A 21,664-nucleotide genomic window follows, 5' to 3' on the forward strand; every position below is an offset into this window, starting at 1 on the left:
GAGATGGCACCAACGATGATGGATACCTAGTCCTCGACGTTAGCAAATCTTTCGATCTATAAGCACTGACTTAGATCTGTTGTAAAAAACAGTTTAGCGTCTAAGTCTCCCAGGTTTACACGCTACTTCAGCCCGCCGAATTTCGGTTCGGCGGGCTTTTTTTGTCCAAAATTTAGTGTTGTCGCTACTCGGCACACGCAACCAAAAGAGGAGAAAACCAATGAAACTGGTGACGGCTATAGTCAAACCTTTCAAATTGGATGATGTCCGAGAGGCGCTTTCGGACATCGGTGTACAAGGTATTACGGTAACTGAAGTGAAAGGTTTTGGCCGACAAAAAGGCCATACCGAATTGTACCGTGGTGCTGAATATGTGGTCGATTTTTTACCCAAGGTAAAAATCGAAGTAGCGATTGCAGCAGCATCGCTAGACCAAGTTATCGAGGCCATTACCACGGCGGCTAATACCGGCAAAATTGGTGACGGCAAAATTTTTGTTTCTACCCTTGAGCAGGTGGTCCGTATCCGCACCGGCGAAACAGGCGAAGAGGCTATTTAATAATTAATTGACCTTAGCCTTGTGGAGGGCTGAATAATGGAAAACGATATTTTTCAATTACAGTATGCGCTTGACACATTTTATTTCTTAATTTGTGGCGCGCTAGTGATGTGGATGGCAGCAGGTTTTGCCATGTTGGAAGCGGGTTTGGTTCGCTCCAAAAATACCACAGAAATTTTAACCAAGAACGTGGCGCTATATGCCATCTCTTGCATTATGTATATGGTTTGCGGCTATGCCATTATGTATGGCGGTGATGTATTACTGTCTACGATTACTGGCGATGGTGTCACCGGCGCTGAAGAAGCGGCGACATATGCACCGTCAGCTGACTTTTTCTTCCAGGTCGTGTTTGTGGCTACCGCCATGTCGATTGTTTCCGGTGCGGTTGCTGAGCGCATGAAGCTTTGGGCTTTCCTAGCTTTCGCGGTGGTAATGACGGGTTATATCTACCCTATGGAAGGTTCTTGGACCTGGGGCGGCAACGCGGTATTTGGCCTATACACTTTAGGTGACCTTGGCTTCTCTGACTTTGCTGGTTCCGGTATTGTGCATATGGCCGGTGCAGCCGCCGCTTTGGCTGGTGTATTGTTACTAGGTGCCCGTAAAGGTAAGTACGGCCCTAACGGTGAAGTGAACGCAATCCCTGGTGCTAATCTGCCTCTAGCTACACTGGGTACCTTTATCCTGTGGATGGGTTGGTTTGGCTTTAACGGTGGTTCGGTGTTGGCAACGGCCAGCGTTGAAAGTGCCAACAGTGTTGCGGTGGTATTTATGAATACTAACGCTGCCGCTGCTGGTGGTCTGGTTGCTGCACTAATCGTGGCCCGAGTGCTATTCGGCAAAGCGGATTTAACCATGGCTCTCAATGGTGCCTTGGCCGGTCTGGTAGCGATTACGGCTGAGCCTTCTACGCCTTCTGCATTAGAAGCAACCTTGTTTGGTGCTGCTGGTGGTGCTCTGGTTGTCTTCTCTATCCTGACGTTGGATAAACTGAAAATTGATGACCCTGTAGGTGCGATCTCTGTTCACGGTGTGGTCGGTCTACTAGGTCTACTATTAGTCCCTCTAACCAATGACGGTTCCAGCTTTTCTGGTCAGTTGATTGGTGCTGCGACGATCTTTGGTTGGGTCTTTATTGCTAGCTTGGTTGTTTGGGGTATCCTCAAAGCAGTTATTGGCATCAGAGTCTCTGAAGAAGAAGAGTACGAAGGTGTGGATCTTTCAGAATGTGGTATGGAAGCCTACCCTGAGTTTACGACTAAGTAACAGGGTCGACACTAAGTACGACACCAGGTACTAAACTAAGTACTATAATAAAGGCGCCTTCGGGCGCCTTTATTTTTGTCTTCCCGCTTCAATTGATCCTTCACTTAGCCATTTTTAAGTTAAACTCTTGCTTTTCGAGCGGTTGCTAGATAACTTAGGCGACACAATAATTCAAAGCGCTACCGGCATGGGCGGGTAGCTGTCAGGAGAGCAAGTGATGAAATTGATTACCGCGGTTATTAAGCCTTTTAAATTAGATGATGTTCGCGAGGCCCTGTCAGGCGTCGGTGTTAGTGGTATTACGGCGACAGAGGTAAAGGGTTTTGGTCGCCAGAAGGGCCATACCGAACTGTATCGCGGCGCCGAGTATGTGGTGGATTTTCTGCCTAAAGTAAAGCTGGAGATCGCTATTAATGACGATCAGGTAGACGCGGTGATTGAAGCCATTAGCAATGCGGCTAATACCGGCAAGATCGGTGATGGCAAAATCTTTGTGACATCTTTAGAGCATGTTGTCCGTATCCGCACTGGCGAAACCAATCAGGACGCGGTTTAACCCAGTTTTTCAAGGGCTCTAGCTGGCTAGGGCCCTGAGTAATTCCTGCCAATATTTTTCTTTTTGCCCAGTTTGCAGCGATTGTTTTAGCGCAGTCTGCGATGGCGTTGGCAAGCTATTAATCACTTCGGAATAATGCCGGTCAACGGCGGCCAGCCCATGCTGCTGGCAACCCAAATATAAATCCTGTAGCAATCGACACTGAAAAATAAATTGTTCGCATTGTTCCTCACTGGCCAGTTGTTGCTCCTCCCTGATCGGCAGCCATGGTAGGGTTTGCTGCACATAAGCGGCTTGTAACCCACTGCCAAAACCGATGGCTTCGCCGGTGCTGGCAAAAATCGGCGTGCTATTAACCCCGCAACTGGGCGATCGGCTTTTAAAGATATAGCCACATAGTGATAAGCCTAACGGATCGATACTCTGTTGCCGAAATCGCAATAGCGCTGCGGTGGGGTTGAGCGTTTTGTCGTCTCTACCTATGGCCGCTATCTGGCCATTATTATCAACCAATTGAATAGGCGGTCTTGGCGTCGACATGCCCGCACCGACTTCTGGACATATCGGCAATAAATCTAAAGCCTTCGATAAAAAAGTGGTGGTGGTTGCCAGTGTTTTGCTGCTGCCATCGTAACGTACCGCCCGACCATTAAGGCAGGCGCTGATGGCAACCTGAGGTTTTACCGAAGCATTGTCTATCATAAAAAAAGAAAATGTCGCTGAACTATTGGGCATACTAATCATGGCTAATAGACAAAAAACACGGGCAGATATCTTTTCTCTTGTTGATAGGTTAGGTTTTTTCAGTTTTTCTATTGGCCCTTGGATGCGCCTTATCATAGACCTTGGCCAAATGCTGAAAATCCAAATGGGTATACACCTGCGTGGTGGAAATATTGGCGTGGCCGAGTAATTCTTGCACAGCGCGCAGATCGCCACTGGACTCCAGCATATGGCTGGCAAAGGAGTGGCGCAACATATGCGGATGTACGCTCTGGTTAACACCTTGCTGTACGCTATATTTTTTTAACCGCAGTTGAATAGCGCGTTGACTAAGACGGCGTCCTTGCTTCGTTAAGAAGACAGCAGTCTCTGTGGTTTCGACGTCGGTGCGAACAGCAAGCCAGTTGTTAAGAGCCTTAATCGCAAAACTACCAACGGGCAGGGTGCGGGTTTTTTTGCCTTTGCCGGTAACGGTCATTAAGGCTTGCGGCAAATCAATATCCGGAAGATTTAAATTCACCAGTTCTGACAAGCGCAGACCAGAAGAATAAAATAATTCCAGAATCGCCCGGTCACGTGTGCTTAGCCAGTCATCGCCAGCAATGGCTAGCAGCTGTTGCATATTGTCAGCATCTAGCGCTTTGGGTAATTTTTTTGCCGATTTGGGGGCTTGAATACTTATCGCCGGATTATTTTTTTCGCCCTGACGGTTGCGGTATTTATAAAAACTGCGCAACGCCGATAGCGCTCTTTGTAAGCTGGGGCCGGCCAATCCGCCGCGGTGAAGTTGCGCCACCCATTGCCTAACATCAGCGCTATGTACCGATGAGGGCGTGGCAATATTATTGTGCCGGCAGTAAGCAGCAAATTTTTCCAGATCGCGGCGGTAGTTGCTTAGGGTATGCGGTGATAACTGGCGAGCAGTTTCCAAATAATGAAGAAATTCATTAATCGGTTGTTGCCAGTCATCAGCTTCAGCTTTACTCATTAATCGCTCCGCTAGCGATAATTGCAGGCTTATTGTTATTGATAACGCGGTATTAAACGACTTAATACATCGGCGATATAGGATAAAAACAAAGTGCCCATGGTCGAGCTAAAACGATTTGGGTCTTTGCTACCAATAGCGATAACCCCCAAGGGGTTGTTATCGCCAAGCGGCATAACGGCAGCCGAGCCAACCTGCTGCGCTTGATCGGTAAATAAAAACTGCAGATCTTCCGGTCTTAATACGCCGCAGGTTGCTTTATTGTTTTTTAATAGGCTAGGGATAGCTGCAAAGGCATCATCTACCGGCACCATAACCGATAGCACATCGCGATATTGTTCCGGATTGCCAAATAATATGAGATTGGAAAAGTCGATACCAAAATCAGTTAATAAACTGCGGTTAAAGGTATTAACAATAGTATCTAGATCCTGCGCTTCAATCAGTGCTAGTACCAATTGTTGGGTTTTATCATAGAGTTGGTCATTGTCTTCGGCATGTTCCAGTAGGCCGTCGAGACGATGGTTCAGCTCCATATTGCGCTCACGCAACAGTGAGACTTGGCGCTCTAGTAATGAAACAGCTTCACCGCTGGGATGAGCCAACTTGAGTTCTAACAGCAACTCATCGCGGTTTAGAAAAAATTCAGCATGGTCTTGTAAATACTGTGCAACATCTTCTTCAGTGATATCGCTTGCACCGTTATTGTTGTCAGTTACTTCCACATTGTCCACATTGTCCTCTCTTTTTGCTTTGAGTCCGCTACTGTTTTAGCTGGATTAAATTTGAATTTGGCCTTCAAACACATGGCTGGCAGGCCCTGTCATCATAACGGCATGGCCTTCGCCGCGCCACTCAATAGTCAGGCTGCCGCCACGCAGTTTGGCGGTAACGCGCTGGTCCAGCAAGCCGCGCAAAATACCGGAAACGACGGCCGCGCAAGCGCCGGTGCCGCAGGCCAAGGTTTCGCCCGCACCGCGCTCATAGACACGCAAGTTGATTTCATGGCGACTGACGATTTGCATAAAGCCGGCGTTAACCTGTTGCGGGAACTGACTATGCGATTCTATCGCCGGCCCTAGCGTTGCGATATCAGCGCTTTCCACATCGTCGACTAGCATTACCGCATGGGGGTTGCCCATAGAGACTACGCTGATTTCGCACGGCTGGCCGGCGGCTTCAATAGCATAGCTAGCGCGCTGTGATTGTTCGGTGGTAAAGGGAATGTCAGCAGGGCGAAGTATAGGCTGGCCCATATTCACGGCGACTTGTTGGCCTTCAATCATTGATAGCTCGATAATGCCGCTGGCCGTTTCTACTCGGATGCTTCGCTTGCCGGTGAGTTTTTTATCGCGCACAAATTTAGCAAAGCAGCGGGCGCCGTTGCCGCATTGTTCTACTTCACTACCATCGCCGTTATAAATACGATAGCGAAAGTCGACATCGGGTTGGCGAGGGGCTTCTACTACTAGCACCTGATCGCAACCGATACCAAAGCGCCGGTCGGCGATCATACGCACATGCTGCTCTTGCAGGTTAAACCGCTGCGAGAGCAGGTCGAGTACGACAAAGTCATTGCCGATGCCATGCATTTTGGTAAAGCGTAACAACATAGTGATGGGTCCAGATAGTGATCCAGTTTTAGCTATCGGGTAGCAGCGCTTCACCTTGCATCAGGTCGGCGATACTTTCCCGTGCGCGTATTAGGTGGACATGATCACCATCCACCATAATTTCTGCGGCACGACCACGACTATTGTAGTTGGAACTCATGGTAAAGCCATAGGCACCCGAGGACGCTACCGATAACAAATCGCCTGCTTGAAGAATTAATTCCCGATCTTTGCCCAAAAAGTCACCGGTTTCACAGACTGGTCCGACTAAATCCCAGCGTTTGCATTCGCCTTCGGTGCGCGGTGTTACGGCTTCAATATTCAGCCAAGCCTGATACAGGGCAGGACGAATCATATCGTTCATCGCCGCATCGATAATGGCAAAATTTTTGTGAGGATTGGGTTTTAGGTATTCGACTTTGGTTAGCAATACGCCGGCATTGGCACAAATAGAGCGGCCTGGCTCAAAGGCTAGAGCAATATTTCTATCGCCCAGACGGGCCAGTACTTTTGCCATATATTCGGCCGGAGTCGGTGGTTGTTCATCGCTGTAGCGCACACCCAAACCACCACCCAAATCCAGATGGCTAATGCTGATGCCGTTATCGGCCAGTTGATCAATTAGGGCCAGTACGCGATCCAGTGCATCTAGAAACGGCGTAACTTCGGTGAGCTGGGAGCCAATATGGCAGTCCACACCGATAATCTCGATATTACTTAAGCTAGCAGCCCGCTGGTAAACCGCCGGTGCCAGTTTGATATCTATGCCAAATTTGTTTTCTTTTAAACCGGTGGAAATATAGGGATGGGTATTGGCATCCACGTCGGGGTTAACGCGCAGGGAAATGCGGGCAGTCACGCCCATCTCCGCGGCTACCGTTTGTAAGACCTCTAATTCGGCCTCTGACTCAAGATTAAAGCAGTGAATGCCGACTTCCAGCGCTCGACGCATTTCAGCCGGTGTTTTCGCCACGCCCGAAAACACAATCTTGGCTGGATCGCCGCCAGCGGCCAGAACTCGCTCCAACTCACCCTGAGAAACAATATCAAAGCCGGCGCCCAGTCTGGCCAGTACGTTTAATACCGCAATATTGGAATTGGCTTTAACGGCATAGCAGATCAGGTGTTGATGATTTTTTAGTGCATTCTGGTATGACAGAAATTGCTGCTCAAGATAGGCTCTTGAGTAAACATAGGTCGGCGTGCCAAAGCGTTCGGCAATTTGCGCCAAAGGTACATTTTCGGCATATAACTCGCCGTTGCGATACTCAAAAGCATCCATGGTTTTTACCTGTCTTAGGGCCTGTGGTTTGAGGTTTAGTCTTGGCTGTCAGAGGGTGCCGGGGCCAAATTGTTGTCTTTTTTGCTGGCAGTTTCTGCTGAGACAGCGGTGCTAGTGGTGTCTTCGCTGACGACATTGGGGTCCTGTGGCAAATACAGCGGGCCCTTCTGGCCGCAAGCGGTCAGCATCAATAGGCTGGTTAACAATGCGGCTTTGATCAGGATGGCATTTTTGGGCGTTTGCATGACTTATGTCTCAATCGTTAATGTCGGCGATTATACCGGCAGAAAGACTGAACCCCAATGTTAATTTGCTGTACCCAGTGGTGTTTAAGCGATACTGAATAAAACGCGATTTGGCGTGGGAATGGGGCTTGGTTTTGTCGGTTTAACGATTCAGCTAATCGGCGCCCGCCTCTTGGTCCGCTCGTCATAACGAGCACCCGGCGAGATTCAGATTAGCAAAAAACCTTTTTGTGAGTTAACGCTTACTTATCTTATCGGCCGCTCTTTTTGTCGCTGCAATCACCTGCTTAGGTGCCGTGCCGCCAATATGATCACGTGCCGCCACAGAGCCGGCCAGCGTCAATACCTCAAATACATCGGCGCTAATCACGTCACTAAATTGCTGTAATTCTTCCAGCGTCATCTCGGACAGGTCTTTTTCTTGCTCAAGCCCATAGGCCACCGACTGGCCTACAATTTCGTGGGCATCGCGAAAGGCCACGCCTTTGCCGACCAGATAGTCTGCCAAATCTGTCGCAGTGGAAAAACCACGCCGGGCGGCTTGTTCCATCGCGGCCTTATTCGGCCTAATCGCCGGTATCATATCGGCGTAGGCCTTAAGACAGTCCTTCACCGTATCGATGGTATCGAATAATGGCTCTTTATCTTCCTGATTATCCTTGTTGTAGGCCAAAGGCTGGGATTTCATCAAGGTTAGCAGGGAAATCAGATGGCCATTAACGCGGCCCACCTTGCCTCTTACTAGCTCGGGGACGTCCGGATTTTTCTTCTGCGGCATAATCGAGGAGCCGGTACAGAAGCGATCAGGTAGTTCGATAAAGTTAAACTGGGCCGAGGTCCACAGCACCAACTCCTCACTAAAGCGCGACAAGTGGGTCATTACCAGACTGGCAAAACTGGTAAATTCGATGGCAAAGTCACGATCGCTAACCGAGTCCAGTGAATTTTCGGTCGGGGCGTCAAAGCCCAATAATTCAGCAGTCATCGCTCTATCAATGGGGTAGCTGGTACCCGCTAGCGCGGCTGCGCCCAATGGGCATTGGTTCATTCTGGCACGGCAATCCATCAAGCGACTGTAATCCCGCTCTAACATTTCGTTCCAAGCCAGTAGGTGGTGGCCAAAGGTGACCGGCTGGGCTGTTTGCAGGTGGGTAAAGCCGGGCATAATGGTATCGGCCTCACGGCTGGCCAGCGTTAATAAACCCTGCTGTAAACGGCTTAGCTCGCTGGCAATATGGTCAATTTCATCACGCAAATACAGGCGAATATCGGTGGCCACCTGATCATTGCGCGAGCGTCCGGTATGCAGCTTTTTACCGGTAATGCCGATTTTATCGGTTAACCGCGCCTCTATATTCATATGCACATCTTCCAGCGTCACCGACCACTGAAATTCACCGGCCTCGACTTCACTGCGAATAGCCTCCAGCCCGGTTTCAATTTGCTGGTATTCGGCATCGGTCAGTACGCCAACACTGGCGAGCATCTTGGCGTGAGCCAGTGAGCCGTTGATATCGTGATGATACAAGCGCTGATCGAATTCAACGGAGGCAGTAAAACGCTCTACAAAGGCGTCAGTTGGCTCGGTAAAGCGTCCGCCCCAGGGCTTGATGGCAGGTTCTTTGTCAGTCATGAAATAAGTCGCTATTGAGTGATGGGCTATGGCGCCGAATTATAGCAGAAGAGGGCGTATCCGGTTAGCGATGGTAGTCCGGGTTAAGTCTATGGGGGGTTGATTGATCACTTTGGTGGCTAAGTTATTAGCAACACAGTAAAAACCTTGCGCTAAAACTTTGTCCTACAGCCTCAGTCACTTATCATAGCGTCACTATAATCTTTATTATTGAGTAACAGCCGTTATATGTCCGAGCAACTGGTTCGCATCGCCACCCGAGAAAGCCCTTTAGCCCTTTGGCAGGCAACGTTTATTAAAGCCGAACTGGAAGCTGCGCACCCTGGCTTGCAGGTAGAGTTGTTGGGGATGACCACCCGTGGTGATCAAATACTGGATTCCCCGTTGGCAAAAATCGGCGGCAAGGGCTTGTTTGTTAAAGAATTGGAAACTGCCTTGTTAGATGGCCGCGCCGATATTGCGGTGCATTCGATGAAAGATGTGCCGATGGCATTTCCTGCCGGTCTGGGCCTGTCGATTATTTGTCAACGCGAAGATCCCCGCGATGCTTTTGTCTCCAATCACTATAAAAGTCTTGATGAGTTGCCAGCAGGGGCTCGTGTAGGAACTTCCAGCTTGCGTCGCCAGTGTCAGATCAGGGCCCAGCGACCCGATTTAACGATTGTTGATTTGCGCGGCAATGTGAATACCCGTCTACGCAAATTAGATGAAGGGCAATACGATGCCATTATCCTTGCCAGTGCCGGTCTGCTGCGTTTGGGAATGGCTGATCGAATCGCGCAACACCTGAGTCCGGAACAGAGTCTGCCAGCCGGTGGTCAAGGGGCTGTTGGTGTCGAGGCGCGGATCGATGATCAGCGTATCAAGCAGTTATTAGCGCCTTTGCATCATCAAGCCACGGCCGAATGTGTTAACGCCGAACGCGCGTTAAACTTAACTTTGCAAGGCGGCTGCCAAGTACCGATTGCTTGTTTTGCCATAGCAAACCCCGACAATGATAACGAGCTATGGTTGCGCGGCTTGGTAGGCAGTCCCGATGGCAGCACGATATTGCGCAGTGATCGCTGTGCGGATCGCAGTACCGCCGAGACCTTGGGTGTTGCGGTGGCTGAAGATTTATTAGCTCAGGGCGCCGCTGATATTTTGCAAGCGGTTTACCGCCAATAGTGATGTCATTAGCGGACTTATCAGTGTTAGTCACCCGGCCGCAAGGTCAGGCAGAGACGTTGATGGCGGCAATAAATAAAGCGGGTGGTAGAGCCAGCCATTGCGCGGTAATCGATATCATTGGACTGAGCGATAATGCGCAACTAGAGCAATGCAAGCAAACAATCATGGCGCTGGATACATTTCAGCATGTGATTTTTATTAGCGGCAATGCTGTTAAGTTTGGTATGGAGTGGGTGCAGCAATACTGGCCGCAGTTGCCGATCGATATCCACTGGCACGGTATTGGTAAAAAAACCGTAGCGCAGTTAATAGCACAGGACGTGCCTTGTGAGCCTTATCAGTTGCAGGGCGCTATGAATAGCGAGGCGCTGTTACAGCATCAAAGCCTGCAACACTTGGCACAACAAAAAGTATTAATTGTGCGCGGTGTGGGTGGTCGAGATTATTTGGCGCAGCAATTAACCCAGCGCGGTGCACAAGTCAGCTATGCTGAATGTTATCAGCGCGTTTTACCTAGCTTGGCCGAGGGTGCCTTGCCGGAGATAATTGAGCGACAGGCGATCAATACCGTTTGTTTGAACAGTGGCGAAAGCGTAACTAATTTTTGTCAGTTGGTCGGTGCGAAGGGGCTGAATAAAATAACCATTGTCGTTCCTGGTGATAGAGTCGCCGCCATAGCCGAAGAGCTGGGTTTTGAACATATCGTCACTGCGGAAAGCGCCAGTGATCAGTCAATGCTAGAGGCATTAAAGCGTCTTTAGTTTTACTAACCGTTTTAACACTATAAACAATGGAATAGCGTGTGGAAAATCAACCGCCAGAAAATAAACAACAAGCTTCTCCAACGGTTACCAAGGTGTCGCCAAAAAAATCTGGGCCGGGTACAGGCCTGTGGTTGCTGACATTGCTAATAGCTATTGCCGGCGTCTGTCTCAGTATTTTTTTATGGCAGGAGGGTATTGCCCAACAGCAGTCGCTGCAACAAAGCCGAGCAGCTATTGCCGGCGCAATTCAGCGGGTCGATGGTCAGGCTGAAAACAATAAAAAACTGCAGGGCCAGTTCGATCAATGGCAAGCCAATAACCAGTTGCAGCAACAACAATTATTGCAGCGTATTGATAACTTGCAACAACAGCTAAGCAGTCAGCAAAAACGTCTACAGTCATTATCCACCACCGATCGCGATGATTGGTTGCTAGCCGAGGCGGAATATTTAATGCGTCTGGCACACCAGCGTTTGTTAATGGGTAAACAACGCGATAGCGCGATGCAATTACTAACAGCCGCTGATGCCATTATTAAAGATTTGGATGACCATGCGCTTTATTCTGTGCGCGAAGCTTTGGCAAATGATATGGCCAATTTACGTGCTGCGGTAACTCTTGATCTAGAGGGGCATTATTTAGCGCTGGCCGCGCTGGCCCAACAGGCAGAGCAATTGCCATTAATTCAATCGCTGCAACTGAGTTTGCCTAGGCCTGAAGTGCCCGTTGCGCAAAGCTGGCAGCAACGTTTGGCGGTGGGTTTTCAGGCGGCGTTAGATAAGCTTAGCGGGTATATTCAAATTAACCGCCGCGATGATATTTATAAACCATTACTGGCGCCAGAATATGAAGCGGCCGTGCGGCAAAATGTGCGCTTGATGTTTGAGCAGGCACAAATGGCTAGTTTGGCAGGCAAGCAAAAACTCTATGAGGATAGTTTGTCAAAAGTAGATCACTGGCTGGCAACGTATTTCACGCTGGATAAAGTGTCGACAGATGCCGTGGTCGCGCAGTTGCAATATTTAAAGCAGCAGCAGGTCGCTATTAGCTTGCCAGATATTTCCGGTTCTCTACGCGCGCTTAAAGCCTATGTTGAGAATATTCATCAGCTTAAGCCGGCGACACAAAAAGAACTCAATAAAGAACTGAATAAAGCGCCGGATAAAGAACTCAGCAAAGAGTTAACTGAAGAGCCCGCTGAGGAGCCAGTTAAATGAAGCGCTTCTTTATTGCCAGCTTAGTTGTGCTGGTGCTATCGGTTGCTTTGGTGGCGGCGATAGAATTGGACCCCGGTTATATTTTAATTAGCTATAACACCTATACCCTTGAAACCAGTGTCTGGATAGGTGTTGGTTTATTCGTGCTGTTATTTTCCATAGTGTATGGTTTTTTTAGTTTGCTAAGACGCTTGATTAGCGGCACGGGTGCTTTGAGTGATTGGCTGTCCGGCAGGGACTATCGCCGCAGTCAGCAGCAAACTACCCATGGCCTGATCGCATTTATTGAAGGCAATTGGCAAAGCTCGCGCAAAACGCTGGCCAAGGCGGCCGCAAAATCTGAAACACCATTACTCAATTATTTGATTGCCGCTCGCGCCAGTCATGCGCTGGATGACAGCAAACAAATGAAAGCGTTTCTAAAAAAAGCCGAACAGAGTACGAGTGGTGCAGGTATTGCGGTGGGTTTAACGCAGGCGGAGTTGCAGTTACGCAGTGGTCGGTTTGAACAAAGTTTAGCGACCTTAACTCGGGTGCGTCGCAATGCGGGAAAACATCCGCATGTCCTTTATTTGTTGGCGCAAACCTATCAAGGGCTTAATGATTGGCAGCAAGTTCTTGCGCTGCTACCGGAGCTAAAAAAATATAAAGTCTTAGCGCCGGACGAAATAACCGAGTTGGAAATAACGGCTAGCAAGGCAAGTATTTTAGAGGCGGCCAAATCTCGCAGTGATGCCTTGGGCAACTTGCGCCAATTGTGGCAAAGCTTTTCCACTGCGGTAAAAGCCAATAGTGAGGTGATAGCTTGCTATGCAGAAAGCATTATTGCCTTGGGCGATATGCAGGGGGCGGAAAAATTAATTCGCAACCGCCTGAAAAAAGATTGGAATAGTACTTTGGTGTCTCTTTACGGAAAAGTTGCCAGCGATGATCCGGCCAGACAATTACTATTTGCGGAAGATTGGCTTAAGCAGCGCAATAATGATGCCGCCTTATTTTTATGTCTCGGTCGTCTGTCTCTGCGCAATGCTTTTTGGGGTAAGGCCAGAGAATATTTTGAGAGAAGTTTGCAGTTTGAAGATAGCGGTGAAGTCTGTGCTGAAATGGGTCGATTGTTAGCGCATCTTGGTGAGCATGAGGCAAGCAGTGAGTATTTTTATCGTGGGCTGTTATTGGCAACCGACGATTTGGTCGATTTCCCGATGCCGTCGTCGCGCTCAACTTCGTAACAAGCTGAGCGATACCGCCCGCCCATTAAGCGGCCATGGTTGCTGCCATAGCATTTAGCTCGGCAGATGATTCCATCAGCGTCATAATCGCTTGTTCGGCTTCTTCACGGTCTAACTGCAAATGTTCAAATAGATGATCTGGAATAGTTGCTGATGATGCATCGCCAATACCGTGTTTGCGTAACAGGCGCAAAGTAATAAGCATCAGGTTGGCGTAGTCGCTGTTTTCCCCTTCAAATTCCACCTCGTTTTGAAAACGAATAGCGGTATTGATTTCATCGGGCATACTCCATGTCCGCATTAACCAAGCCCCTAGCTGTTCCCGTGTTACGCCGAGTAAGTGGCGCTCAATATAGCAGTGGTTAGTAACAGGGTTGGCTTCTTGATAGCGACAAATCGTGGAAAAATAAACTGGAAACACATCGGCCAAAATTAAGTAACCAAAGTTATGTAGCAGGCCCGATAAATACATCATGCCTTTCGCAGGTCGCGCCTTGGTCGGCATTAGCTGAACCAAAGCCGCTACAGCGGTGGCGGCATAAATAGCTTGTTGCCAATAAGGGGTAAAGCCGCTGGCTGTATCTTTGGGTAGCTTGAGTGTTCTGCCCAAGGCTAGACCGAGTGATAAGTTTAAAACCATATCAAAACCTAACACACGAACAATGGCGTCATGGACGGATTGTATTTTCCCCGGCGCGGCATAGTAGGGTGATGCTGCCCAGCTGATAATTTGCGCGGCCAGCGAAGGGTCGGTTTCTATGATATCGCTCAGGTCTTTAATATCTGCATCGGGGTTGGCTCGCAGTTGAATAATACGCTGCGCAGTTTCCGGTAAAGGCGGACATTCCAGTGTCTCTTCCAGGCGCTGTTTGATTCTTAATTGGGTGAAATTGGCAACGGCGTAGGTGATGTCGTCAATATCGTGAATCATATCAAGTGATGCGCTTTGCAGTTCGGTCTCGTTGACAGCGATCGAGCCGGTTTGAACGCCATCAATTAGCTGGTTAAATTGCTCAATCGTGATTGTCACCAAACAAGCTTCGCTACCGCTATCGAGTTTTAATTCGCGATGGGATAACAGCTGCTGGTCAATAATAACGTCGAAACCCAAGGCCAGCGGAATAGTGGGCAAACGATCTACTTTAGCCTTGTTGCAAATGGCTTGTATATCTTGCGATTTGCAGACGGTTAATTTGCGTTGCGTTAAACGACATAGTGCGTCGATATCCAAAATACTATCACTACTGTAAATCGCCTGAATTTTTCCGTTGCGGTCTTGCAATAGCGTCGTCTTCGCCTGGCCGATAAAGTCGACGGTGGCGGGCGCGTCAACCACAGCAACTTCAATATTATGTTGGTTTAATATTTTTTCAATGACAGCCGGCACTGGCATGGCTTGCTCCTTGGTCCCGCATGGTTAGTGTTATTGATCGTTCAGGCGGTTGAGTCTAACGATTTACTTGTTGGCATTGAGAGTGTAGTTCAAGTTGTAGTTTTTGCCGTTAATCAAGGCGGCTTATGATGAAGTCATACAATCAAACCTGTGCATATTGCTCGCCATCTGCTAACCAGCGCTGAATAAGCGGGTCTACCGCCTGTGGATATTGCTGCAGTAATTGCCCGGCCGCCACCTTGACTTGATCCAGTAAGTGGCTGTCCCGTTCCAAATCGGCTATACGCAATTGCAATAAACCTGTTTGACGAGTGCCTAACAATTCTCCCGGGCCTCGTAGCTGCAAGTCTTTTTCTGCGATAACAAAGCCATCGCTACTTTGTCGCATGGTTTGCAGTCGCTGCTTGCCCTGCTGTCCCAGCGGTGATTGATACATTAAGACACAGTGACTGGCGGTGCTGCCGCGGCCAACCCTGCCGCGCAGTTGATGAAGCTGAGCCAGTCCTAGTCGCTCGGCGTTTTCAATAATCATCAGGCTGGCATTGGGCACATCCACCCCGACTTCAATAACGGTGGTAGCAACCAAAAGATCCAGCGCGTTTTCCTTAAACGCTTGCATCACCGAGGCCTTTTCATCGGCTTTCATACGGCCATGAATAAGGGCGATATTCAGTTCCGGCAGCAAGGCTTGCAGGTTGGTGCAAGTATCTTCGGCGGCCTGGGCTGCCAGCGTTTCGGATTCTTCAATCAGCGTGCAAACCCAATAGGTTTGGCGACCCTCACGGCAGGCGTTGCGAACTCTTTCGACGATTTGTGCGCGCCGGACATTGTCTATCACTACTGTGGTGACCGGAGTTCGACCCGGCGGTAGCTCATCAATAACCGAGGTATCCAGATCGGCATAGGCGCTCATCGCCAGTGTTCTAGGGATCGGAGTAGCGGTCATAATCAGTTGATGGGGGTGGCCGACAGCGGCTGAGGCTTTTTCTTTTAATGCCAATCGCTGATGCACACCAAAGCGATGCTGCTCATCAATAATTGCCAAACCCAGTTTGGCAAATTGCACTTCATCCTGAAATAATGCGTGAGTGCCAATCACAATATCGACCTGATGCTGCATCATGGCTTCCAATTGCTGCTTTCTCTGTTTGCCTTTGACTTTGCCGGTAAGCCAGCCAACCGATAAACCCAGAGGCTGCATCCAATGACCAAAGTTTGTGAAGTGTTGTTCGGCCAATATTTCGGTGGGAGCCATAATCGCGACTTGATAACCACAGCTGACCGCTTTTAGTGCCGCCAGCGCAGCGACCACCGTTTTGCCTGAGCCAACATCACCTTGCACCAAGCGCAGCATGGGTTTGCTTTGTGTTAAGTCGTTATTAATTTCAGTGACGACGCGTTGTTGTGCGCTGGTTAGCTCAAAGCCTAGTGTTTGCAAAAACGACTGGCTAAGTTGTTCGTCGCCGAGTAATGGAGGTGCGCCCTGAGCGCGGGTTTGGCTGCGCAATTTAAGCAGGCTTAGGTTATGAGCTAGCAGTTCCTCAAACGCCAAACGTTGTTGGTAAGGGTGTTCCCCTTGTTTTAGTAAATCCAGGGACGCATCTGTGGGCGGCCGATGCAAATAGATTAGGGCTTGTTCCAGACTTACCGCGCTGCCGTTAAATGACAGCGATTGCGGTAACCATTCCACCAAGGTGTTTGGTTTAACCAGATTAAGTGCCTGTTGACTGAGTTTGCGCCAAGCCTGTTGGCTAAGTCCTTCGCTGCTAGGATAAATCGGGGTTAACGATTGTGCCATCGGCGCCGGTTGGTCGGTCACTAACTGATACTCGGGATGGTAGAGTTCAAGGCCGCTGCTACCACGGCGCGCTTCGCCAAAGCAGCGCAATCTTGTGCCAAGGCTCAGATTATTTTTTTGCGCAGCAGAAAAATGGAAAAAACGTAGCGTCACGGTGCCGGTGCCATCTTGCAAGCGGCAGACCAGACTGCGGCGGCGACCAAAAACAATATCGGCGGCTTTAACCTCGCCTTCAATAACGGCATCAGTTCCAACCTGCAATGCGCCGATAGGGGTAATGCGGGTTCGATCCTGATAGCGCAGAGGAAGATGGAATAGCAAATCTTGAACGCTGTGAATACCTAGCTCTGCCAGTTTGGCGGCCATTTTGGGGCCAACGCCTTTGAGCTGTTGTGCCGGTATTTGATCTAGCATTTTGTTGCTGGTCAAAATAAGGTTACTCGTTGATGGTCTTGCCAAGCTGGCATTGTTTAATGGCTTGGCTAAGAGCATCGATGGCTTGATGACGAGGGAAGCTGGCCCGCCATGCCAGCGCCACGGTGCGTTTCGAGTTTGAGTTGATAAACGGTCGGGTGACTAAGGCAGCATTACCATATTGATGCAGTTGCGCAGCGGAGGCTGGCAAAATGGTAATACCCAGCCCGGAAGCGACCATATATTTTAGGGTTTCAAGCGAGCTGCCTTCCACCACAGATTGCAGCGGGTCATTACCGCGGGCAAAGTTTTTACGTAGGCCCGGGCAAGCTTCCAGCACCTGATCGCGAAAGCAGTGGCCTTCACCTAACAGAAGTACTTGTTCTTGTTCCAGTTGTTTGGCGGTAATGGTTTTGCGTTCAGCCAGTGGATGATCTTTGGCCAGTAGTACTACAAAGCTTTCTTCATACAGGCTTTGCGTTACCACATCAGGCTCATTAAAGGGCAGGGCAATAATAATGGCATCCAGCTCACCCTGACGCAGTTTTTCTCGCAGCACGGCAGTGTAGTTTTCTTCGATATATAAAGGCATTTTGGCGGCAGATTTTTGTAGCTGCGGAACAAAATGCGGAAACAAATAAGGGCCAATGGTAAAAATAGCGCCAATCGAGAGGGTGCTGCCCAGCGGATCTTTACCCAGATTGGCTATTTCATTGATAACATTGCTTTGCTCCAATACCGTTTGAGCCTGAGCAATAATTTGTTCGCCTAACGGTGTGGCACGAACTTGGTTGCGGCTGCGCTCAAATAGTGACACGTCCAGTTCTTCTTCTAGCTTTTTAATGGCGACACTCAGAGTGGGTTGGCTGACAAAGCATTTTTCCGCGGCTTTACCAAAATGGGCGGTTTGATGCAGGGCGACAATATAGCGCAGTTCAGTTAATGTCATCGGGCTTACCTGTGGCTAGCTGAATAAGTGTAGGCTGTAGGTTGAAGGTATAGATTAATATTTTCTATCAAAAGGTGCTATTACAATCATAGAATTTATTGCTAAAGTGCCTGCTATTAATGTGAAGGGAGAGTGTTTTGTCGACTAGTAGTATCTTAATTGTCGGATGTGGTGATATTGGCACCCCGCTGGGCTTAAAGCTGGCGAGTGAGGGGCATACTGTATGGGGCTTGCGCCGAAGCGGAACATTGCCTGAGCCGATCAATACGCTAAATGCCGATGTGACTGATAGGGAATCATTAGTCAGTCTGGGGTCATTGCGCTTTGACTATATTGTGGTGACTTTAACGCCGGGCGAATTTAGCGATCAGCGTTATCAAGCGGTGTATGTCCAAGGTCTGACTAATGTAATCGCTGCGCTAAATAATCGCGAGGCGGTTAAACGATTATTTTTTGTCTCCAGTACCAGTGTTTACCATCAGAACGACGGTCAGTGGGTGGATGAAAACAGTGCTGCCGAACCAAAGACGTTTTCCGGTCAACGTTTGTTAGAGGCCGAGCAGGTTGCTACAACACAAGCTATTGCGCATTGTGTTATTCGCTTTGCCGGTATCTACGGTCCTGGAAGACGGCGCTTAATTGAACAAGTAGCAGCTGGGCAGGGTTGCCCCTTATCGCCACCATTATTTACCAACCGTATTCATCGTGATGATTGCATTGGTTTTCTGGCTCATCTGATTAGAATGGATTGTGAACAGCACGCATTGGCCAGTTGCTATATTGGTGTTGATAGCGAGCCGGCGACATTGTGGGAGGTAAAATCTTGGATAGCGGAACAATTAGGTATTGACCCCAGCACGCTCACTAACGGTGATAAAACCCGGCGCAATAGTAAACGTTGCAGCAATGCCCGTTTGTTAGCAACGGGTTATATGCTTCGTTACAGTGATTACCGGCAAGGCTATAGCGAATTGTTAGCTGAAGAAAACTAAAGCGCGGCTATTGTTTGCGCTTATGCTAATTTTTTAATATCCCAAGGAATAAGTGGCAGCGTTATCAGCGTGTTGATGCCCGAATTGGCGAGCATCTGCAAGAACGACAGGCTGAATTACAAGGATAAAATCACTTCCACTTCTATCGCCGCTCCTTTTGGCAAAGCGGCCACTTGAACACAGGCTCTTGCCGGAAACGGCTGTTGAAAAACCTCTGCCATCACTTCATTGACGGCTACAAAATCACCGAGATCTGTCAGTGAGATATTAACTTTAACGGCATCGTCCAAACTGCCGCCTGCGGCTGCGGCAACCGCCGCTAAATTGTTAAACACTTGCTGAGCTTGCATTTTTATATCACCGGTTACCAGTTCCATGGTTTCAGGTATCAGTGGAATTTGCCCAGATAAATAAACGGTATCACCCACCTTGACCGCTTGTGAGTAGGGACCAATAGCTTGCGGCGCCTTGCTGGTGGCGATGATTTCTTTTTGACTCATGGTGAAATCCTTATGAAAAATTATTAGTGTCTGGCGCGGGTTACTTTAACCACGGCCTTAATGCGGCGAATATGTTTCATAATGCGGGCTAGATGAATACGGGAGCGAACGCCTACAACAATACTCATCGTATTGAGTCTGGGGCCTTCTTCTTCCACGCTGATTTTTTCAATATTGGCATCCAGACTATTTATTTTGGTAGCTAATACGGCGATGATGCCACGGCTTTTTTCCAGCTCCACTTTTAATTCAGAGGAGAACTCACCTTCTACTTCATCATCCCAGCGCAAGGTTATGCAGCGCTCTGGGTTATTGCGAAAATCCAAACTGTTATGGCAGTTGTCAGTATGAACGACAATGCCCCGCTCTGAACTGATAAAGCCAACAATAGAATCGCCCGGCACCGGATAGCAGCAATGGCCAAAGTTAATTCGGAAACCCTCACTGCCACGAATAGCCAATGGCGAGTGGGTGGAGTTTTCCGGATGAATGCTTTTTCCGTCTTTATCGGTCTCGGCCAATAACTGGTGTGCGGTTAAAATAGAAACGCGATTGCCCAGTCCAATTTCTTCTAACACTTCATTAAAGGTTTGCATGCCGGTATCACTTAACAATAGTTCTTTTTGATCTTCGCTAAGCTGATCGATACCGGAGCCTAATTCTATTAAGGCTTTGTCCAGTAGTCTCCGACCTAAAGCAACCGATTCATTGGTTAGCTGGTTTTTCAAAAAGTGACGAATATTGGTGCGGGCTTTTGCGGTGACCACAAAGTTAAGCCAGGCAGGATTGGGTTGCGCACCGGAAGAGGTAATAATTTCGACGGTCTGGCCGCTTTGTAATGTCTCTGACAAGGGCGCTAAGCGGCGATTTATGCGACTGGCCACACAATTATTGCCAACATCAGTATGCACGGCATAGGCAAAGTCGACCGCGGTAGAGCCCTGCGGCAGTTCCATGATTTTTCCTTTCGGAGAAAAAACATAAACTTCGTCAGGGAACAGATCAATTTTTACGTTTTCAATAAATTCCAGAGAGTCGCCGGCGCGCTGCTGCATTTCAAGTAAACCCTGCAACCACTGTCTGGCGCGGGTATGGCTAGTATTTAGCGGCTGCCCTTCGTTGGTCTTATATAGCCAGTGAGCGGCAATACCGTGGTTGGCCATTTCTTCCATTTCCTGTGTGCGAATCTGGATTTCGATTGGCACACCGTGCATACCAAATAAAACGGTATGCAAAGACTGATAGCCATTGGATTTTGGTATGGCAATATAATCTTTAAACTGACCAGGCACCGGTTTATATAAGCTGTGAATACAGCCTAAAACCCGGTAGCACATATCAACGCTGTCCACCACAATCCGGAAGGCGTAGATATCCATAATTTCAGAAAAGGATTTTTTCTTGCCGCGCATTTTCTGATAAATGCTATAGAGGTGTTTTTCTCTGCCAACAACAGAGGCTTCATGGCCTTCCTGTTCTAAGCAAGCTTCGATAGATTCTTCAATCTGTTGAATGATTTCTTTACGGTTACCGCGGGCCGCTTTGACAGCGGCTTGAATGCGAGTAGAGCGCATCGGGTTTAGAGTGGCAAAACCTAAATCTTCAAATTCAACGCGAATTTTATGCATGCCCAAGCGCTGGGCGATGGGAGCATACATATCGAGTGTTTCTTTGGCGATGCGGCGGCGTTTCTCCGGTTTTAATACGCCGAGGGTGCGCATATTGTGGAGACGATCAGCCAGTTTTACCAAAATAACGCGAATGTCTTTAGCCATGGCCAAGGCCATTTTTTGAAAGTTTTCGGCTTGTGCCTCGGCCAGTGTTTGATCTTCCATACGGGTCAGTTTGCTAACTCCGTCGACTAAATCAGCAACGGAGTCGCCAAATTGTTCACCCAGTGCTTCTTTGCTGATGCCGGTATCTTCAATCACATCATGCAGCATGGCGGCCATCAAACTTTGGTGGTCCATATGCATATCGGCCAATATGCCAGCTACGGCTAGTGGATGGGTAACGTAGGGCTCACCACTGCGACGGCGCTGGCCTTCGTGGGCTTGCTCGGCGTAGTAATAGGCGCGCTTGATTTGATTGACTTGTACTGGGGAAAGATAACTCTGCAGGGTGCTGCCTAATGCATCGATGGAGTCGACTTCTTCGCGGTTGCTGCGTTGCTGAAAGAAGCTGTATTGTTGCATATAGCGGTCTGCTCTCGTTGGCTGTCGATGATGCTAAGTTAAGTGGTGCTAAATTAGGTGATGCTAAGCTATAGGCAACTTATACCATGACTTTTATTCAGCGGAAAGCTTTGCGCTAAATCGCAGGCATGAAAAAGGCCGAGTGATTTAATCGACTCGGCCTGTTTAAGATAAA

The 21,664-nt window shown here is 48.8% G+C and carries 20 protein-coding genes; 8 read left to right on the forward strand and 12 right to left on the reverse strand.

Annotation, left to right across the window (positions count from 1 at the left end; all coding sequences use genetic code 11):
* The first annotated feature begins 220 nt into the window (after window positions 1–220).
* The 3 genes from glnK (AACP44_RS00295) (at window position 221) to glnK (AACP44_RS00305) (ending at window position 2,384) form a co-directional block, all read left to right on the forward strand.
* Complete coding sequence (glnK, locus tag AACP44_RS00295) at window positions 221–559, forward strand: P-II family nitrogen regulator (RefSeq protein WP_339337842.1); 339 nt, start codon at window positions 221–223, stop codon at window positions 557–559.
* A 36-nt stretch (window positions 560–595) separates the two neighbouring features.
* Window positions 596–1,828 (forward strand): ammonium transporter, encoded by a 1,233-nt coding sequence (locus AACP44_RS00300; RefSeq protein WP_339337844.1) that lies wholly within the window; start codon window positions 596–598, stop codon window positions 1,826–1,828.
* A gap of 217 nt (window positions 1,829–2,045) precedes the next feature.
* Window positions 2,046–2,384, forward strand: coding sequence for a P-II family nitrogen regulator (gene glnK / locus AACP44_RS00305; protein ID WP_339337846.1), 339 nt, complete (start codon window positions 2,046–2,048; stop codon window positions 2,382–2,384).
* 18 nt (window positions 2,385–2,402) lie between these two features.
* On the opposite strand, the gene AACP44_RS00310 is transcribed toward glnK (AACP44_RS00305), so the two are convergent.
* The 7 genes from AACP44_RS00310 to argH form a co-directional block, all read right to left on the reverse strand.
* Window positions 2,403–3,086: a DUF523 domain-containing protein gene (locus AACP44_RS00310; protein WP_339337848.1), complete on the reverse strand. Its 684-nt coding sequence runs from the start codon at window positions 3,084–3,086 to the stop codon at window positions 2,403–2,405.
* Between the two features lie 91 nt (window positions 3,087–3,177).
* Window positions 3,178–4,095 (reverse strand): tyrosine recombinase XerC, encoded by a 918-nt coding sequence (gene xerC / locus AACP44_RS00315; RefSeq protein WP_339337850.1) that lies wholly within the window; start codon window positions 4,093–4,095, stop codon window positions 3,178–3,180.
* Window positions 4,096–4,130: 35 nt separating this feature from the next.
* Window positions 4,131–4,829 (reverse strand): DUF484 family protein, encoded by a 699-nt coding sequence (locus tag AACP44_RS00320; RefSeq protein ID WP_339337852.1) that lies wholly within the window; start codon window positions 4,827–4,829, stop codon window positions 4,131–4,133.
* 45 nt (window positions 4,830–4,874) lie between these two features.
* Window positions 4,875–5,708, reverse strand: a complete 834-nt coding sequence (gene dapF, locus AACP44_RS00325; RefSeq protein ID WP_339337854.1) for a diaminopimelate epimerase — start codon at window positions 5,706–5,708, stop codon at window positions 4,875–4,877.
* Between the two features lie 28 nt (window positions 5,709–5,736).
* Window positions 5,737–6,990, reverse strand: a complete 1,254-nt coding sequence (gene lysA, locus AACP44_RS00330) for a diaminopimelate decarboxylase (protein ID WP_339337856.1) — start codon at window positions 6,988–6,990, stop codon at window positions 5,737–5,739.
* A gap of 35 nt (window positions 6,991–7,025) precedes the next feature.
* Complete coding sequence (locus AACP44_RS00335) at window positions 7,026–7,235, reverse strand: lipoprotein (RefSeq protein WP_339337858.1); 210 nt, start codon at window positions 7,233–7,235, stop codon at window positions 7,026–7,028.
* A 235-nt stretch (window positions 7,236–7,470) separates the two neighbouring features.
* A complete protein-coding gene (gene argH, locus AACP44_RS00340; protein ID WP_339337860.1) occupies window positions 7,471–8,868 on the reverse strand; it encodes an argininosuccinate lyase in 1,398 nt (465 codons plus the stop codon).
* Between the two features lie 228 nt (window positions 8,869–9,096).
* Here argH and hemC point away from each other — a divergent pair, with 228 nt between their 5' ends.
* From hemC to AACP44_RS00360, 4 genes are read left to right on the forward strand one after another with little or no spacing between them, the layout of a single operon-like run.
* A complete protein-coding gene (gene hemC / locus AACP44_RS00345) occupies window positions 9,097–10,035 on the forward strand; it encodes a hydroxymethylbilane synthase (RefSeq protein WP_339337862.1) in 939 nt (312 codons plus the stop codon).
* 2 nt (window positions 10,036–10,037) lie between these two features.
* Window positions 10,038–10,799 (forward strand): uroporphyrinogen-III synthase, encoded by a 762-nt coding sequence (locus AACP44_RS00350; protein WP_339337864.1) that lies wholly within the window; start codon window positions 10,038–10,040, stop codon window positions 10,797–10,799.
* A gap of 41 nt (window positions 10,800–10,840) precedes the next feature.
* A complete protein-coding gene (locus AACP44_RS00355) occupies window positions 10,841–12,019 on the forward strand; it encodes a uroporphyrinogen-III C-methyltransferase (protein WP_339337866.1) in 1,179 nt (392 codons plus the stop codon).
* Window positions 12,016–13,248, forward strand: coding sequence for a heme biosynthesis protein HemY (locus AACP44_RS00360; protein ID WP_339337868.1), 1,233 nt, complete (start codon window positions 12,016–12,018; stop codon window positions 13,246–13,248). Before AACP44_RS00355 ends, AACP44_RS00360 begins: the two co-directional genes overlap by 4 nt.
* 25 nt (window positions 13,249–13,273) lie before the next feature.
* Here the strand turns inward: AACP44_RS00360 and AACP44_RS00365 are convergent, their stop codons facing one another.
* The 3 genes from AACP44_RS00365 to AACP44_RS00375 form a co-directional block, all read right to left on the reverse strand.
* Window positions 13,274–14,641, reverse strand: coding sequence for an HDOD domain-containing protein (locus tag AACP44_RS00365; RefSeq protein ID WP_339337870.1), 1,368 nt, complete (start codon window positions 14,639–14,641; stop codon window positions 13,274–13,276).
* 142 nt (window positions 14,642–14,783) lie between these two features.
* Window positions 14,784–16,853 carry an ATP-dependent DNA helicase RecG gene (gene recG, locus AACP44_RS00370; RefSeq protein ID WP_339337954.1) on the reverse strand — a complete coding sequence of 690 codons (2,070 nt, stop codon included), beginning with the start codon at window positions 16,851–16,853 and terminating at the stop codon, window positions 14,784–14,786.
* 22 nt (window positions 16,854–16,875) lie between these two features.
* Window positions 16,876–17,802, reverse strand: coding sequence for a hydrogen peroxide-inducible genes activator (locus AACP44_RS00375; protein WP_339337872.1), 927 nt, complete (start codon window positions 17,800–17,802; stop codon window positions 16,876–16,878).
* Between the two features lie 137 nt (window positions 17,803–17,939).
* Between AACP44_RS00375 and AACP44_RS00380 the strand changes: the two genes are divergently transcribed.
* Window positions 17,940–18,794, forward strand: coding sequence for an SDR family oxidoreductase (locus AACP44_RS00380; protein ID WP_339337874.1), 855 nt, complete (start codon window positions 17,940–17,942; stop codon window positions 18,792–18,794).
* Window positions 18,795–18,910: 116 nt separating this feature from the next.
* Here AACP44_RS00380 and AACP44_RS00385 read toward each other — a convergent pair whose 3' ends face one another.
* Window positions 18,911–19,294, reverse strand: coding sequence for a RidA family protein (locus AACP44_RS00385; RefSeq protein ID WP_339337876.1), 384 nt, complete (start codon window positions 19,292–19,294; stop codon window positions 18,911–18,913).
* A gap of 23 nt (window positions 19,295–19,317) precedes the next feature.
* Window positions 19,318–21,489: a bifunctional GTP diphosphokinase/guanosine-3',5'-bis pyrophosphate 3'-pyrophosphohydrolase gene (spoT, locus tag AACP44_RS00390; protein ID WP_339337878.1), complete on the reverse strand. Its 2,172-nt coding sequence runs from the start codon at window positions 21,487–21,489 to the stop codon at window positions 19,318–19,320.
* Between the last annotated feature and the right edge of the window lie 175 nt (window positions 21,490–21,664).

This window comes from uncultured Oceanicoccus sp. (assembly GCF_963968385.1).
GTDB lineage: Bacteria > Pseudomonadota > Gammaproteobacteria > Pseudomonadales > Dasaniaceae > Oceanicoccus.